We start from the raw sequence: 16,108 nt of genomic DNA, 5'->3' as shown, positions 1-16,108 counted from the left end.
CCATCGCACTGAAGCAGGGAAGGAGTGGCCTCACGCCACTCCTTCCCTGCTGTTGCGCGTGGACCGAGGGGGATGCCGCCTCAGCAGCCCAGGTCGACGCCACGGGCCCGCATGAACGGGGCCGGGTCGATCTGGTTCCACATGCCGTGGTGCACCTCGAAGTGCAGGTGCGGACCGGTGGAATCGCCGGTGGCGCCCTCGTAGCCGATGACCTGGCCGGCCTTGACCTTCTGGCCGACGGTGACAGCGATGCGGCTCTGGTGGGCGTAGTGGGTCAGGTACCCGTTGCCGTGGTCGATGAAGACGGAGTTGCCGTACCCGTCGGAGGCGTCGCCGGCCTGGGTCACGGTGCCGGCGGCCGCTGCGTGGATCGGCGTGCCGGAGGGCAGCGCCAGGTCGATACCGGCGTGCAGGGTGCCCCAACGCTGCCCGTAGCAGGACGTGACGGCTGCGCCCGGCATCGGGTCGACCCAGGCGGGTGTGGGCCTGGTGGTCTTCTTCGGCTTCGGCTTGGCCTTCGCGGCGGCTTTCTTCGCGGGGGTCGGGCTGGCGCTGACCGCCGACGGGCTGAGCGTCGGGCTGAGCGAGGGGGCGACCGGGGTGCTCGACTCACGGACCGAGCGGTCGGCCCGGCTCGCGGCCTCGGCCCGGGCCTGGGCGTCGAGGGAGACGGCGGCGGGTGCCGGGTGGTCGCCGCCTGTGGTGGCGACGGCGACGCCACCGAGGCCGAGGGCCACCAGGGCGGCGGCGCTGAGCACGACGAGGCGGTTCCGCCGGCCGGCGCGCTGCGGCTGCTCGGTGTGGGGGGTGTCGGGGGTGTTCTCGTTCTGGACGGGGCTGTCTTCCTGCACGGCGGACCTTCAGAGTCGAGGGGCACTTGACCTCGAAATACTGGTGTCGGGCCGAGCCGGGGTGGGCGCGGGGACCGGGTGACCGCGCGGCGGGCGAAGTGATGGCTGCCCGGATATGACCCGCTCTACGGCGCTCTATCCGGAAAAGTGATCATGCTGTGTGGTGTCGCCGATCACAATCGCCGGTGTGACCCGGGATACATCCACCCGGCCGAGGCAACGAAAAACCGCCCGGATCGACAGATCCGGGCGGTCAACGGTCGTTACACAACGTCAGCCGGCGGCTACCTCGCTGTAGATTGCCTCGACTTGCAGCTTGATGTCCACTCCGCGTTCCTGGAGGAACGGCACCGGGTCGATCGGCTGCCCCTTGACATGGATCTCCAGGTGCAGGTGGGTGCCGTACGCGTGGCCGGTCTGACCCACGAGGCCGAGCTGGTCGCCCGCCTTGATCTGCTGGCCTTCCTTGACGCTCACCGCGGAGGAGTGGCCGTAGATGGCCTCGCTGCCGTCGGCGTGCTGGACGATCACCGCGTTGCCGTACCCGCCGAACCAGCCGGCCTTGGTGACCAACCCGTCGTGGATCGCCACGTAGGGCGTGCCCTCGCCGGCGACCAGGTCCACGCCGGTGTGCATCTTGCCCCAGCGGACGCCGTACGGGGAGTTGAAGTCGTAGCCCTGCAGCGGCAGCAGCCAGACCTCGCGCTCGACGCTGTCCTTGCTGCGGCTGTCCCGGGAGGCGCGGTCGGCGTTGTCCGCACGGGCCGCGGCGTCCTGGCTGGTGACCGACGCCTGCTTGAGCTCGTCGAGGACCGTCGGGCTGACGTCCTTGGCGTCCGGCAGGGCGCTCGCGCCGAGGGCCACGATGCCGGCACCGACGAACGCGGTGGTGACGACAGCGGCGTAACGGCTGCGGGGTGGGGTGGGTACGCGGCGGCGACCGCGATATCGATCGGGCTCAGACGACAGGCGCTGGCGCACGCACACCCTCCGTTGTCGGGGTTCCGAAGCGGCCGGTGGGCGTCCCCTGAAGGTCCAGTGAGACGTCCGCTGACCGCGTCGTCACCCGTCCATGGACCTGATGACAACCGTGGACACGTTAGCCAACCGCCAGGCGAGTCACAAGCTAGACGGAAAAATTGGCGTGTCGATCTGTCCGTTTGCGTCCGTGATTGTCATGCATCGCGACGCCGAACGGTGCCCCCGTCGCTGCCCGTTCGTCGCCGAGCGTGACCGTTCCGGCGGAGTCGTCCGGCTTGACTCCGGGCAGTGTCGGGATGGTGTCCCCGGCCCTGCCGGCGGCGCGGTGGCGACGAAGCGGTGACGGCGCCAGGCCGGACCTCTCCGGGTTGCGCGGTGGGCACGCCGGGTAACGGCCGGTGACGGAGCCCGGATTTCCCGGGCCGGGCCCGCCGGGTTACCGTTCGTTAAGGTGAAGGCGGTCAAGCCGGTGAAAGGTGTGCGCTGATGAGCTCTCGGATTCGGGTCGTCGTCGCGAAGCCTGGCCTGGACGGCCACGACCGGGGCGCGAAGGTCGTCGCGCGCGCCCTGCGGGATGCCGGGATGGAGGTCGTCTACACCGGCCTGCACCAGACTCCTGAGCAGATCGTGGAGACCGCCATCCAGGAGGACGCCGACGCGGTCGGCCTGTCAGTGCTCTCCGGGGCGCACATGACGCTCTTCCGGCGGGTGCTGGAACTGCTCGGTGAGCGGGACGCCCGCGACATCGTCGTGTTCGGTGGCGGCATCATTCCGAACGGCGACATTCCCGAGTTGGAGAAGCTGGGCGTCGCGAAGATCTTCACGCCTGGCGCCACCACTCAAGCGATTGTCGAGTGGGTCCGACAGAACGTGGCCCAGCCGGTTTCCTGAGGCACGCCGATCTGCTGCGCCACCGATTTTGGGCACGGGGGAGGGGCCGGACGCACCCCTCACACGTCCGGCCCCTCTATGCACGATGCCCCGCCGCCACCCCTCGACCGACAGGGCATCGGCCGTATCCCGTCTTTGCGCTGTTCAGCGCTCCGACATCTGACTCAACGACGCCCCCACGGCAGGGTTACGCAAGCCGGACAACATCGCCCGGACGGTGGATGCCACCCGAGTCATGGCCGGAAACCGGCCACAACTGATGTCCGGTTGTGCATTACCGCACACCGTGCACCCGCTCGGTTGCCGGTGGTGCCGACCTCGCTAGGCTGCGGCCAATGGCCTGTTTCAACTGATGACAGGCGTCAAACTGTTTTCTGAACGCTGGTGGCGGCGCGACGGCGCGCCGCGGAGACGGGACGGGACGCGCAATCGTGGACCTGTACGAGTACCAGGGGCGGGACCTGTTCGAGCGGCACGGCTTGCCCGTGCTGGCCGGCGGCGTCGCCACTACCCCGGAAGAGGCCCGCGCGATCGCCGAACGCCTTGGCGGCCGTGTGGTCGTCAAGGCGCAGGTAAAGGTCGGCGGCCGAGGTAAGGCCGGCGGCGTCAAACTGGCCGAGGGCCCGGATGAGGCGGTGGCCCGGGCCACCGACATCCTCGGCATGGACATCAAGGGTCACACCGTCCACAAGGTCATGATCACGGTGACCGCGGACGTGGCCGAGGAGTACTACTTCTCGTACCTGCTCGACCGGGCGAACCGCACCTTCCTCTGCATCGCCAGCGTCGCCGGCGGCATGGACATCGAGCAGGTCGCCGCCGAGACCCCCGACAAGGTCGTGAAGGCCCCGATCGACGCCGTGAAGGGCGTGGACGAGGCCAAGGCCCGCGAGATCGTGACCGCTGCCGGCTTCCCGGCCGAGGTCGCCGACCAGGTGGTCGAGATCGCCGTCGGCCTGTGGCAGGCGTTCGTCGCCGAGGACGCCACCCTGGTCGAGGTCAACCCGCTCGCCAAGAACGGCGACGGCCGGATGCTGCTGCTCGACGCCAAGATCAGCCTGGACGAGAACGCGGGGTTCCGGCACCCGGACCACGAGGCGCTCGTCGACCAGGCCGCTGTGGACCCGCTGGAGCAGGCCGCCAAGGCCAAGGACCTCAACTACGTCAAGCTCGACGGCGAGGTCGGCATCATCGGCAACGGCGCGGGTCTGGTCATGTCGACCCTCGACGTGGTCGCGTACGCCGGTGAGCGGCACGGCAACGTCAAGCCGGCCAACTTCCTCGACATCGGCGGCGGCGCGAGCGCCGCGGTGATGGCGAACGGGCTGGAGATCGTGCTGTCCGACCCGGCCGTGAAGAGCGTCTTCGTCAACGTCTTCGGCGGCATCACCGCCTGCGACGAGGTCGCCAACGGCATCATCCAGGCGCTGGCCCTGCTCGAGCAGCGCGGCGAGCAGGTCACCAAGCCGCTCGTCGTCCGTCTCGACGGCAACAACGCCGAAGCTGGCCGGGCGATCCTGGACAGCGCGAACAACCCGCTCGTGCAGCGGGTGGACACCATGGACGGTGCGGCCGAGCGGGCCGCCGAGCTGGCAGCTGCGGGGGTCTGATCATGGCTATCTGGCTGACCAAGGACTCGAAGGTCATCGTCCAGGGGATGACCGGTTCCGAGGGTTCCAAGCACACCCGGCGGATGCTGGCCGCCGGCACCAACGTGGTGGGTGGCGTCAACCCGCGCAAGGCGGGCCAGACTGTCGACTTCGACGGCACCGAGCTGCCGGTCTTCGCGTCCGTCGCGGACGCGATGGCCGAGACCGGGGCCGACGTCACAGTCATCTTCGTGCCGCCGCAGTTCACCAAGGCCGCCGTGGTCGAGGCGATCGACGCCGCGATCCCGCTGGCCGTGGTGATCACCGAGGGCGTCCCGGTGCACGACACCGCGTCGTTCTGGGCGTACAACGTGGCGCAGGGCGAGCAGACCCGGATCATCGGGCCGAACTGCCCGGGCATCGCCTCGCCGGGCGCGTCCAACGCCGGCATCATCCCGGCCGACATCACCGGCTCCGGCCGGATCGGCCTGGTCAGCAAGAGCGGCACGCTGACCTACCAGATGATGTACGAGCTGCGCGACATCGGTTTCTCCACCTGCGTCGGCATCGGCGGTGACCCGATCATCGGGACCACCCACATCGACGCCCTCGCGGCGTTCGAGGCCGACCCGGAGACCGACGCCATCGTCATGATCGGTGAGATCGGTGGCGACGCCGAGGAGCGGGCCGCCGAGTTCATCAAGGCCAACGTCACCAAGCCGGTGGTCGGCTACATCGCCGGCTTCACCGCTCCGCCCGGCAAGACCATGGGTCACGCCGGTGCGATCATCTCCGGCTCCGCCGGTACCGCCGAGGCGAAGCAGGCGGCGCTGGAGGCCGTCGGCGTCAAGGTCGGCAAGACGCCGACCGAGACCGCGAAGCTGATGCGGGAGATCATGTCCGGCAACTGAGCCGGTCAGGCATGACAAAGGGGGTCGACCGGTCACGGTCGACCCCCTTCTGCGTACGCGTCAGTCGTTGTTCCAGAACGGGTAGTTGCCGGTCGAGCGCAGGATCGCCCCGCCGATGATGTTGATCACGCCGAACGCGATGGCGAGGTAACCGAGCAGCGGGGACTGCCCGTACCGCCGGGCGTCGCGGATGGACAGGTAGCCGAAGACGATGCCGAAGATGCCGCAGCAGATCAGCCCCAGCACGATGCCCAGCACGCCCCAGAGGGTGGTCCGGTCGCGTCCTCGGGCCGGTGGTGGTGGGGGAGGCGGGTATGGCGTCGTCACAGCGTCCTCCGAGCGGTCATGGGCGACGTGCCGGCCCGGACCGCGACCGGCGGGCCCGTCCCGGGTGGCGGCGACGCGCGCCCCCTCAGGGCCGAGGCTAGACCGGCCCGGGTGGGCAGGACGTCGGTTCGGTGAACTCGCCGACCTTAGGAGGGGTTAACGGACTGCCACCGCCCGCGCGACGTGCCAGAGTAGAGCGGATGTCCCCCGTCACCCCTGATCGTCCCAGCCGTCCCGGCGGTGTGAGCGCCGACGACCGGCCGGTCGACCGCGCCGCACTGGCCCGGCGGGTGCCCGCGCCTCGCGCGGGTGGGTCGCCGCGCGGGCGGGCGCCGTTGCCCGTCGCCGCCGGGGTGGCCGCCTGCTGGGCCGCCCTCACCTCCTACCTGCCGGTCGCCGTCGTGCTCGGCCTGGTGCAGCTCGGCGCGGACTCCACCACAGTGACCGGCACCCTGCGCACCGCGCTGGCCGGCTGGCTGCTCGGGCACGGCGTGCCCCTGCACACCGAGACCGGGCCACTCGGGCTCGTCCCGCTGGCGCTGACAGTGCTCGCGCTCTGGCGGCTGACCCGCGCCGGCGTGCACGTCAGCCGCGCGATCGGTGCTCGCGACACCCGCTCACCGCGCCGGGCACTGCTCGCCGCGGTAGCGGTCGGCATCGCGTACGCGCTGCTCGGCGCGCTCGCGGCGGTGCTGGTCGGCACGGGTGGGCCGAATGTGTCGCTGATCCGGGCGGGCGCCACGTTCGCGGCGGTCGGCACACTCGCCGCGCTGGTCGGCGCGGTCCGGATCACCGCCGTGACCCGGCTGCTCGTCACCCGGCTTCCGGGCCCGGTGCGCGACGGGGTTCGCACCGGCCTGGTGGCCGGGCTGCTGCTGCTCGGCGCGGGCGCGGGCGCAGCCGGCCTGGCGGTGGCCACCGGCGGCGGCGACGCGGCCGACATGATCGGGGCGTACCGGACCGGAGTCGCCGGGCAGGCCGGCATCACACTGGTCAGCGTCGCGTACGCGCCCAACGCGGCGGTCTGGTCGACCAGTTACCTGCTCGGGCCGGGGTTCGCCGTCGGGACCGACACCGCGGTCCGTACCAGCGAGGTGTCGGTCGGCGCGCTGCCGGCCGTGCCGCTGCTCGCTGGCCTGCCGCGTGGCCCGGTGGACGGCTTCGGCACCCTGCTGCTCGCGGTGCCGGTGCTCGCCGGGATGGTCGCCGGTTGGCTGCTCGCCCGGCGGGTGGCTCGACTCGCCGTGCCGGAGCGGGCCGCGCAGCGCTGGGCCGAGTTGCTGGCGCCGGCGGTGCTGGCCGGGCCGGTGGCCGGGGTGGTGCTCGGCGCGGCCGCGGCGGCCTCCGGCGGGCCGCTCGGCGTCGGTCGGCTGTCCCAGGTCGGGCCGGTGGGTTGGCAGGTCGGGGCGGTGGCGGCCGGTGTCATAGCGGTCGGCGCGCTGCTCGGCGCCGCCGCCACCCGGGCGCTGAGCCGCGGTCCCGCGCAGTAGAGCCGCCACCGGGGGACGCTGACCCGTGGTCCCGTCCAGTAGACGAGCGCGGGGCGCCCCGGGGTGAGACCCGGAGCGCCCCGTCGAATCCGAGCCCGTCAGGGCTGGGTGGGCAGGTTGACCTGCGCCACGACGCTCAGGATGAGCAGCAGGATGCCCAGCCCGACGCCAACCGCGCCGCAGATCAGACCGGCCTTGGCCTGGCCGGCGTTGTTGGCCTGGCCCTGGGCCACCTTCTGCTTGGCGAGGTAGCCGGTCACGATGCCCGCGATGCCGACCGGGATGCCCAGGTAGAGGCAGCAGATCAGCGGGATCGACGCGATACCGAGGATCATCGACACCAGACCGAGGGTGTTGTTCTGCCCCTGTGCCTGCGGGTACCCGGCGTTCGGGTAGGTCGGGCCGGCGCCGTACGGGGGCTGCTGCTGCGCGTACGGGTCCTGGTACGGCGGCTGCTGACCGTACGGCTGCCCCGAGGTGGGCTGCTGACCGTATGGGGCCTGCGGCGCGGCGTACGGGTCCTGCGGCTGCTGACCGTACGGCTGGCCGGAGGTGGGCTGCTGGCCGTACGGGGCGGCCGGCGGGTGGGGAGCGGTCGGGTCCTGGTTGGGCTGCTGGCCGTACGGGTCCTGACCGGGGTTACCGGGCTGCATTCGAAAAGCTCCTTGGACTGGTTCCGTCAGTTGGTGCTCTTTGTTTCCATCCATGATCGCGGTCAGTCCTCCCAAAGCCCAGTACAGCAACAGGACGACATGTCTCCCAAAGCAGGCAAAAGGCCCTTGTCGACCGCTTGGTGTGCCGGATCAGGGGCGGTGTGTGGGCCGGCGCGGCGTTCGGCCCGAGCGAGCGGCAGCGTACCGGGTCGACGCACGTCGGCACTGCCGAAGATCGGCGTGCCGCCCAGTCGAAGGGTGTCCCTGACCTGCCCGATAGGGTGGCCCGGTGACCGAGCCCGCGCCTGTCGCCCGCATCGTCGTCCTCATCTCCGGCTCCGGGAGCAACCTTCAGTCGCTGCTGGATGCCGCCGCCGACCCCGCGTACGGCGCACAGGTCGTCGCGGTCGGCGCGGACCGCGACGGCATCGCGGGCCTGGACCGGGCCGACGCGGCGGGGGTGCCGACCTTCGTCGAGCGGGTCCGCGACCACGACACCCGGGAAGACTGGGACCGCGCGCTCACCGCGCACGTCGCGAAGCACCAACCCGACCTGGTCATCTCCGCCGGTTTCCTCAAGCTGGTCGGCCCGCACTTCCTCGCCGCCTTCGGTGACCGCTACCTGAACACCCACAACACGCTGCTGCCGGCGTTTCCCGGCATCCACGGCCCGCGTGACGCCCTCGCCTACGGCGTGAAGCTCACCGGAGCCACCCTCTTCTTCGTCGACGCCGGCATGGACACCGGGCCGATCGTTGCGCAGGTCGCGGTGCCGGTGCTGGACGACGACGACGTCGACACGCTCACCGAGCGCATCAAGGAAGCCGAGCGACGCCAGCTCGTCGAGCAGGTCGGTCGGCTGGTCCGCGAAGGCTGGACCATCACCGGAAGGAAGGTCACGGTTCCGTGAGTCCCACTCAGGACGGGCGCCGCCCGATCAGGCGGGCGCTGGTCAGCGTCTACGACAAGACCGGGCTGGTCGAGCTGGCTCAGGCCCTGCACGCCGCCGGTGTGGAGATCGTGTCCACCGGCAGCACGGCGGGCACCATCGCCGCCGCCGGGGTTCCGGTGACGCCCGTGGAGACGGTGACCGGGTTCCCCGAGGTGCTCGACGGCCGGGTGAAGACCCTGCACCCGAAGGTGCACGCGGGCCTCCTCGCGGACCTGCGCAAGGACACGCACGTGGCGCAGCTCGACGAGTTGGGCGTGGCGGCGTTCGACCTGCTGGTCTCCAACCTCTACCCCTTCCAGGCGACCGTCGCCTCCGGCGCCGACGTCGAGGAGTGCGTGGAGCAGATCGACATCGGTGGTCCGGCCATGGTGCGGGCCGCCGCCAAGAACCACGCCTCGGTCGCCGTGCTCACCGACCCGGCCGGTTATCCGGCGTTGCTCGGCGCGCTCAGCGAGGGTGGCTTCACAATGGCCCAGCGTCGTGCGCTGGCCGCCCGGGCGTTCGCCGACATCGCCGAGTACGACGTCGCGGTGGCCCAGTGGTGCGCCCAGGAGTTGGCCCCGGCCGACGACTCCTGGCCGGCGTTCGCCGGGCTGGCGCTGCGCAAGTCGACGGCGCTGCGCTACGGCGAGAACCCGCACCAGCCCGCCGCGCTCTACACCGACCCGGACGCCCCGGCCGGGCTGGCCCAGGCCGAGCAGCTGCACGGCAAGGAGATGTCGTACAACAACTACGTCGACGCCGACGCCGCCTGGCGGGCCGCGAACGACTTCGCCGACCAGCCGGCGGTGGCGATCATCAAGCACGCCAACCCGTGCGGCATCGCGGTCGGCGCGGACGTCGCCGAGGCGCACCGCCGGGCGCACGCCTGCGACCCGGTGTCGGCGTACGGCGGTGTCATCGCTGTCAACCGGTCGGTCTCGGTCGAGTTGGCCCGGCAGGTCGCCGAGATCTTCACCGAGGTGGTGGTCGCCCCCGGCTTCGACGAGGGCGCGGTCGAGGTGTTGCAGGGCAAGAAGAACATCCGGCTGTTGCGGGCACCGGCCTGGAAGCCGGCGCTGGTGGAGTTGCGGCCGGTGACCGGTGGTGTGCTGGCCCAGGTCGCCGACCGGGTGAACGCCCCCGGCGACGACCCGGCGAGTTGGCAGTTGGCGACCGGCGAGGCCGCCGACGAGGAGCTGCTGCGGGACCTCGCGTTCGCCTGGCGGGCGGTCCGCGCGGTGAAGAGCAACGCGATCCTGCTCGCCAAGGACGGCGCCACCGTCGGCGTGGGCATGGGTCAGGTCAACCGGGTCGACTCGGCGCAGCTCGCGGTCAGCCGCGCCGGCGCCGACCGGGCCCGCGGCTCGGTCGCCGCCTCGGACGCGTTCTTCCCGTTCGCCGACGGCCCGCAGATCCTCATCGACGCCGGTGTCCGCGCCATCGTGCAGCCCGGCGGCTCCATCCGCGACGAAGAAGTCATCGAAGCGGCCAAGAAGGCCAACGTAACCATGTACCTAACCGGCACCCGCCACTTCTACCACTAACCCCACCCCGGCTCCCCGTCCCACCGACGCTCGACCCCGGCGATCATGAAGTTGTTGCCCTGCACGTCGGCGTGTCTGGGCAACAACTTCATGATCAACCGCAGGGGTCCGGCGTGGTCAGGCCGGGGTGGGGCGGAGTTCGGCGAAGTGGCAGGCGGAGGGGTGGGGGTCGGCTGCCCGCGGGACCGTCGCCGGGTCTTCGACGGCACAGATGTCCTGGGCCTTCCAGCAGCGGGTCCGGAAGTGGCACCCGCTCGGCGGGTCGGCCGGGCTGGGCACGTCGCCGACCAGCCGGATCATGTTGCGCTGGTCGCGGGCCTCCGGGTCCGGCACCGGCACGGCAGAGAGCAGAGCCTGGGTGTACGGGTGGGTGGCCCGCTCGTAGATCTCGTCCTCGGTGCCGATCTCGACGATCCGGCCGAGGTACATCACCGCGACGCGGTCGGCGATGTGCCGCACCACCGACAGGTCGTGCGCGATGAAGATGTACGAGAGCCCCAGCTCGCCCTGCAACTGCTTGAGCAGGTTGATCACCTGGGCCTGGATGGAGACGTCGAGCGCCGACACCGGCTCGTCGCAGACGATCACCTCGGGCTTCAGCGCGAGGGCGCGGGCGATGCCGATGCGCTGACGCTGACCGCCGGAGAACTGGTGTGGGTACCGGTTGATGTGCTCCGGGTTGAGCCCGACCAGGTCCAACAGCTCCTGGACCCGCTTGGCCTTGCTGCCCTTCGGCGCGGCATCCGGGTGGATCTCGAACGGCTCGCCGATGATGTCGCCGACGGTCATCCGCGGGTTCAGCGAGGTGTACGGGTCCTGCATCACCATCTGCATGTTGCGGCGCAGCCGGCGCAGCTCAGCCCCGGAAGCCTTGAACAGGTCCTTGCCCTCCAGGGTGGCGCGTCCGGAGGTGGGCGTCTCCAACCGCATCAGCAGCCGGGCGAGGGTGGACTTGCCGCAGCCGGACTCGCCGACCACGCCGAGCGTCTCACCCCGACGCAGCTCGAAGCTCACCCCGTCGACGGCCTTCACCGCCCCGATCTGCCGCTGGAACAGCACGCCCTGAGTGATCGGGAAGTGCTTCACCAGGTTGTCGACGGAGAGGATGGTCTCGCCGCGGACCTTGGTGGGGTTAGCGGGCGACGCTGTCATCACGGACCTCCTGCGCGAAGTGGCAAGCGCTGGTCCGGCCGTCGCCGAGGACCAGGTCGTGCGGCACCTCGTCCACGCAGACCTGCTGGACGTACGGGCACCGGGGGTGGAACGGGCAGCCGGACGGGATGCGCATCAGGTTCGGCGGCAACCCCTTGATCGTCGACAGTTCCTGGCCGCGAACGTCCAGGCGCGGGATCGACTCCAACAACCCCTTGGTGTACGGGTGGGCGGGCGCCTTGTAGAGCGAGCGGACGTCGGCGTGCTCGACGATCCGGCCGGCGTACATGACAGCGATCCGGTCCGCGACACCGGCGACCACACCCAGGTCGTGGGTGATCAGGATCATCGCCATGTTGAGTTCCCGGCGCAGGTCGGCCAGCAGGTCCATGATCTGGGCCTGCACTGTCACGTCGAGGGCCGTGGTGGGCTCGTCGGCGATCAGCACCTTCGGGTCCAGCGCCAACGCCATGGCGATCATGACGCGCTGCCGCATGCCGCCGGAGAACTGGTGCGGGTAGTCGCCGATCCGCTTGGCGGCACCCGGGATCTTGACCAGGTCCATCAGCTCGACGGCCCGACGTCGAGCGTCGGCCCGGGACATGCCGGCACGCTGGCGCAGCGTCTCACCGATCTGCCAGCCGACCGGGAAGACCGGGTTGAGGGCGGAGAGCGCGTCCTGGAAGATCATCGCGATCTCCTTGCCGCGTACCTGCCGGCGTTGCTCCTCGGAGCGGGTGAGCAGGTCCTCACCCCGGTAGAGGATCTGGCCGGAGCGGACGAACGCGGGCGGGGTGTCCAGGATTCCCATGATCGCCTGGGCGGTGACCGACTTGCCCGAGCCGGATTCGCCGAGCACGGCAAGGGTCTCGCCGGCGTCCAGGTGGTACGACACACCGTTGATCACCCGGGCGACACCTTCGTTGGTGCGGAACTCGACGTGCAGGTCCCGCAGCTCCAGCAGGTGACCGCCCTCAGGTGTGGCAGAGGCGGGAGTTGGATTGACGGTCATGGTGTTCTCACCGCAGCTTCGGGTCGAAGGCGTCACGGATCGCGTCGCCGAGCATGATGAACGCCAGCACGGTCAGCGCCAGGAAGGCCGACGGGACGATCAACGGGGTGGCCGCCTCCCGCATGTGGATCCGGCCGGTGTCGATGTCCTGGCCCCACGAGATGGTGGGCGCCTTCAGGCCGATGCCGAGGAAGGACAGCGTCGCCTCGGCCGCGATGAAGGAGCCGAGCGCGATGGTCAGTACGACGATCGCCGGGGCCAGCGAGTTCGGCAGGATGTGCCGCCACATGATCCGGCTGTTGCCGGCGCCGAGCATCCGGGCCGCCGCGACGTAGTCCTGCTCCTTCGCGGTGATCACCGAGGACCGGACCACGCGGGCGGCCGTGGTCCAGCCGAGGAGAGCCAACACGAAGACGACAGCGCCGATCCGAGCCGCCTGGCTGTCACTGGACACCCGCTTGAGCAGCACGATCGCGGCCAGCAGCAGCGGAATGCCGAGCACCACGTCGATCACCCGGGAGAGCACCGCGTCGACCCAGCGGCCGAAGTAACCGGCCAGCATGCCGACCACCAGCGCGATGATGCCGGTGCCCAACGCGGCGAGCGCACCCACCAGCAGCGACGCCCGGGTGCCGTAGACCGCCCGGGAGTACGTGTCGCAGCCCTGGAAGTCGTACCCGAAAATGGCCCCGCCGGACGGCCCGGCGTGCTGCCGGGAGAGCAGGCAGTCGTTCGGGTTGTTGGCCGTGAAGACCCCCGGGAGCAGCGCCATCAGGGTGAAGATGACGACCAGTGCCAGCGAGATCCAGAAGATCGGGTTGCGGCGCAGGTCGCGCCAGGCGTCCCCGGCCAGGCTGCGGGGCTTGTTCGCGGCGCCGACCTGATTGGGCGTGCCCGGCTCCCCCGAGGGGCCACGTCGCGCGGCCTGGTTCTCGGTGGCCGCCACGGTCTCAAAGTCACTCATGCCTGCACCTCGCTGCGCTCGGCGCCGGCACTGTCGCTGCGCTCACTCATAGCGGATCCTCGGGTCGAGTACGGCGTACAGGACGTCCACCACCAGGTTCGAGACCAGGTAGACCACGACGAGCACGCTGACGATGCCCACCACCAGGGGGCCGTCCTCGGTGCGGATGCCGCGGAAGAGGTTGAAGCCCACGCCGGGGATGTTGAAGACGCCCTCGGTGATGATCGCGCCGCTCATCAGGTTGCCCAGTTCCACACCGAGGAAGGTGACCACCGGGATCAGCGAGTTGCGCAGCACGTGGACGACGACGATGCGCCGCTTGACCAGACCCTTGGACCGGGCGGTCCGGACGTAGTCGGCGCGCAGGTTCTCCGCCACCGAGGCCCGGGTGAGTCGCAGGGCGGTCGCCAGCGACAGCGAGCCGAGCACGATGCCCGGCAGCAGGAGCGCGTAGAACGTCGGGTCGGAGCCGGCGGTGGGTGGGAAGAGCTGCCACTTGACGCCCAGGAAGTACTGCGCCAGCGGCGCCAGCACGATGGTCGGGATGCCCAGCACCAGCAGGGTCAGCACCAGCGTCGAGTTGTCGAAGATGCTGGCCCGGCGGATGCCGGCGAGCACCCCGGCGGTGACGCCGAAGATGATCGCCACGGCGAGCGCGATGAGCGCGAGCCGCACGGTGACCGGCCAGGCCTGCTGGAGGATGTCCCCGATGCTCCGACCGGTGAGCGACTCGCCCAGGTTGCCCTGGAGCAGGTCCTTCACGTAGTCGAAGTAGCGGTAGAAGAAGCCGCCGACGCCCGTCTGATCCAGGTTGTACTTCTCGGTCAGGTAGGCCCGTTGGGCTGGCGTCACCGGCCGTTCGCCGGCGAGCGCCTGGATCGGGTCGCCCTGCCCGGCGAATGTCAGCGCGTAGACGATCAGGGTGGTCCCGAAGAACGCCAGGACCATCTGCAGTAGGCGCCGCAGGATGTAGCGGAACATGCTTAGCAGTCTCTCCGGAAATGTGCGAAAGGGTCGCAGGACGGCATCTCTGGTCGTACCCGAAATATCCGAGACGTGCCGTCCGGCCCGGGGGAGCCGGCACCACCGACGCCGGGCACGCTGCTGCGGCCCGGCCCCGGTGGTGCGGTCCGGGCCACCCGGGCGTCGTCGCCCGGATGGCCCGCACCATGGTCAGCTCAGCTGGCTGCTTCGATCTTGACGAGGTTGACCCGCTGGAACAGGTCCATCTCCACGTTCTTGACCTTGGACGAGTGGCCGAACACGTTCTCGCCGAAGCGGAGCGGGATCACCGGCATGTCCTTGGCCAGGATGTCCTCCGCCTGCTGGTACTTGGCGATCGCCTCGTCCTGCGTCTTGGCGGCGGAACCCTCCTTGACCAGCTTGTCGAACTCCGGGTTGCTGTAGCCGTAGTAGTTCGACGAGCCGTTCGTGCTGTACAGCGGGCCGAGGTAGTCCTCCATGGTCGGGTAGTCCATGACCCAACCCATCCGGAACGCACCCACCGGCGTCTTCTTCTCGACCTTGGTCAGCAGGTCGGCGAACTTCGGCTCGGCCGAGCCGACCGCGTCGACGCCCAGGTTGGCCTTGAGCTGGTTGACAGTGGCGTCGACCCAGTCCTTGTGCCCGCCGTCGCCGTTGTACGAGATGACGATCTTCGACGGACCGCCGGCGGCCTGGTAGAGCTTCTTGGCCTCGGTCGGGTTGAACTCGGCGGCCTTGCCCGCGGTGTTCTCCCGGTAGCCCGGCAGGACCGGCGAGACGAACGAACGCGCCGACGTCTGCGAACCCTTGAAGACCGACTTGGTGATCTCGTCACGGTCGATCGCCATCGAGATGGCCTTGCGCACGTCCGGGCTGCTGTAGTCCTTGTCGAACGTCGGGAACGCGAGGAACTGGAACGACGACATCGGGCTGGTCCTGTACCGGTCACCCAGGTCGCTCGGCGCGGTGCTCAGGCTCTCGGTCGGGATCGTGGGCAGCACGTCCAGGTTGTCCGCCAGGACGTCCGCGTAGGCCGCGGTGAGCTGCTGGTAGATCCGGAACTCGATGTTCTTGACCTTGGGCTTCTCGCCCGGGTACGCGTCGTAGCGCTCGACGTCGATCTTGCTGTCGTGCTGCCAGGTGCCCTTCATCTTGAAGGGGCCCTGCCCGATCGGCGCCTGCTCGTAGGAGTCCTTGAGCACGCCCGGGGCCGAGAATGCGGCGTCCGGCATCGGGTAGAACGAGGTGTAACCGAGCACCGTCTTGAAGTCGATGTACGGCTCGGAGAGCGTCACGGTGAAGGTGAGGTCGTCGACCTTCTTCAGACCGGACATCTCCTTGGCCTTGGGCGTCTTGCCCTGCAGGTCCGCGTAGCCAGCGATCTTCTCGAAGAAGTAGTTGCTGTCCTGACCGTTGGGGGCGTACGCGCCGTAGTTCCACGCGTTGACGTAGTCCTCGGACGTGACCTTCTCGCCGTTGTGGAAGGTGAAGCCGTCCTTGAGCTTGATCGTCCAGACCTTGTTGTCGGACGAGGTGATCGACTGCGCGGCGACCTCGTACGGCTTGTTCTGGGCGTCGTAGTCGACGAGCGGGCTGAACAGGCCGGTGAGCACCTGCGCGCCGGACACCTCGGTGGTGTTTGTGGGAACCAGGTGCTTCGGCTCGGCGATCTGAATGCTGACCACCGAACTGTCGCTGCCACCGGATCCACCGTCTCCGCCGCTGCCGCAGGCCGCGAGGCCCAGCGTCACCGCGAGCGGGAGGGCGGTCCAGGCGGCGAGTCTACGAACTCGCATTGAGCCTCCTCATCTCCTCACGCTGCGCA

15 protein-coding genes are annotated in these 16,108 nt (G+C 70.0%); 6 read left to right on the top strand and 9 right to left on the bottom strand.

Translation table 11 applies throughout. From position 1 onward, the window contains the following. Positions 1-80 precede the first annotated feature (80 nt). Together PSH03_RS18190 and PSH03_RS18185 are read right to left on the bottom strand one after the other, a co-directional pair. Complete coding sequence (locus PSH03_RS18190; RefSeq protein ID WP_238689851.1) at positions 81-851, bottom strand: M23 family metallopeptidase; 771 nt, start codon at positions 849-851, stop codon at positions 81-83. Between the two features lie 273 nt (positions 852-1,124). Continuing rightward, complete coding sequence (locus tag PSH03_RS18185; RefSeq protein ID WP_210783373.1) at positions 1,125-1,832, bottom strand: M23 family metallopeptidase; 708 nt, start codon at positions 1,830-1,832, stop codon at positions 1,125-1,127. Positions 1,833-2,318: 486 nt separating this feature from the next. Between PSH03_RS18185 and icmB the strand changes: the two genes are divergently transcribed. The 3 genes from icmB (at position 2,319) to sucD (ending at position 5,223) form a co-directional block, all read left to right on the top strand. Then, positions 2,319-2,723 carry a coenzyme B12-dependent isobutyryl CoA mutase small subunit gene (gene icmB / locus PSH03_RS18180; RefSeq protein ID WP_030491849.1) on the top strand — a complete coding sequence of 135 codons (405 nt, stop codon included), beginning with the start codon at positions 2,319-2,321 and terminating at the stop codon, positions 2,721-2,723. A gap of 431 nt (positions 2,724-3,154) precedes the next feature. Beyond that, positions 3,155-4,333 carry an ADP-forming succinate--CoA ligase subunit beta gene (gene sucC, locus PSH03_RS18175; protein ID WP_210783377.1) on the top strand — a complete coding sequence of 393 codons (1,179 nt, stop codon included), beginning with the start codon at positions 3,155-3,157 and terminating at the stop codon, positions 4,331-4,333. A 2-nt stretch (positions 4,334-4,335) separates the two neighbouring features. After that, positions 4,336-5,223 (top strand): succinate--CoA ligase subunit alpha, encoded by an 888-nt coding sequence (gene sucD / locus PSH03_RS18170; RefSeq protein ID WP_210783379.1) that lies wholly within the window; start codon positions 4,336-4,338, stop codon positions 5,221-5,223. Between the two features lie 60 nt (positions 5,224-5,283). Here the strand turns inward: sucD and PSH03_RS18165 are convergent, their stop codons facing one another. Further along, positions 5,284-5,550 carry a DUF4190 domain-containing protein gene (locus tag PSH03_RS18165; protein WP_196919730.1) on the bottom strand — a complete coding sequence of 89 codons (267 nt, stop codon included), beginning with the start codon at positions 5,548-5,550 and terminating at the stop codon, positions 5,284-5,286. A gap of 200 nt (positions 5,551-5,750) precedes the next feature. On the opposite strand from PSH03_RS18165, the gene PSH03_RS18160 reads away from it, so the two are divergent. Further along, entirely contained in the window at positions 5,751-7,040 is a 1,290-nt protein-coding gene (locus tag PSH03_RS18160; RefSeq protein ID WP_238689850.1) for a cell division protein PerM, read from the top strand. Positions 7,041-7,138: 98 nt separating this feature from the next. Here PSH03_RS18160 and PSH03_RS18155 read toward each other — a convergent pair whose 3' ends face one another. Continuing rightward, a complete protein-coding gene (locus PSH03_RS18155; RefSeq protein WP_238689849.1) occupies positions 7,139-7,693 on the bottom strand; it encodes a DUF4190 domain-containing protein in 555 nt (184 codons plus the stop codon). Between the two features lie 289 nt (positions 7,694-7,982). Here PSH03_RS18155 and purN point away from each other — a divergent pair, with 289 nt between their 5' ends. After that, a complete protein-coding gene (gene purN, locus PSH03_RS18150) occupies positions 7,983-8,603 on the top strand; it encodes a phosphoribosylglycinamide formyltransferase (protein ID WP_091406347.1) in 621 nt (206 codons plus the stop codon). Then, complete coding sequence (purH, locus tag PSH03_RS18145) at positions 8,600-10,171, top strand: bifunctional phosphoribosylaminoimidazolecarboxamide formyltransferase/IMP cyclohydrolase (protein ID WP_238689848.1); 1,572 nt, start codon at positions 8,600-8,602, stop codon at positions 10,169-10,171. Before purN ends, purH begins: the two co-directional genes overlap by 4 nt. 117 nt (positions 10,172-10,288) lie before the next feature. On the opposite strand, the gene PSH03_RS18140 is transcribed toward purH, so the two are convergent. The 5 genes from PSH03_RS18140 to PSH03_RS18120 all read right to left on the bottom strand — a co-directional run bounded on the left by PSH03_RS18140 (position 10,289) and on the right by PSH03_RS18120 (position 16,079). Further along, positions 10,289-11,323, bottom strand: coding sequence for an ABC transporter ATP-binding protein (locus tag PSH03_RS18140; protein ID WP_210783387.1), 1,035 nt, complete (start codon positions 11,321-11,323; stop codon positions 10,289-10,291). Continuing rightward, the gene (locus tag PSH03_RS18135) at positions 11,304-12,335 is read right to left on the bottom strand and encodes an ABC transporter ATP-binding protein (protein WP_210783389.1); all 1,032 of its coding nucleotides are present in this window, start codon (positions 12,333-12,335) and stop codon (positions 11,304-11,306) included. The genes PSH03_RS18140 and PSH03_RS18135 overlap by 20 nt, the downstream gene beginning before the upstream one ends. A 7-nt stretch (positions 12,336-12,342) precedes the next feature. Further along, entirely contained in the window at positions 12,343-13,299 is a 957-nt protein-coding gene (locus PSH03_RS18130) for an ABC transporter permease (RefSeq protein WP_145789084.1), read from the bottom strand. 42 nt (positions 13,300-13,341) lie between these two features. Further along, complete coding sequence (locus tag PSH03_RS18125; RefSeq protein ID WP_091406336.1) at positions 13,342-14,280, bottom strand: ABC transporter permease; 939 nt, start codon at positions 14,278-14,280, stop codon at positions 13,342-13,344. Positions 14,281-14,477: 197 nt separating this feature from the next. Beyond that, positions 14,478-16,079, bottom strand: coding sequence for a peptide ABC transporter substrate-binding protein (locus tag PSH03_RS18120; protein WP_210783391.1), 1,602 nt, complete (start codon positions 16,077-16,079; stop codon positions 14,478-14,480). Positions 16,080-16,108: the final 29 nt, after the last annotated feature.

Origin of the sequence: Micromonospora salmantinae (assembly GCF_022230905.1) — a bacterium.
Classification (GTDB): domain Bacteria; phylum Actinomycetota; class Actinomycetes; order Mycobacteriales; family Micromonosporaceae; genus Micromonospora; species Micromonospora salmantinae.
Note: the sequence above shows the minus strand (reverse complement) of the source record. Positions and strands in the feature narration are given on the sequence as shown.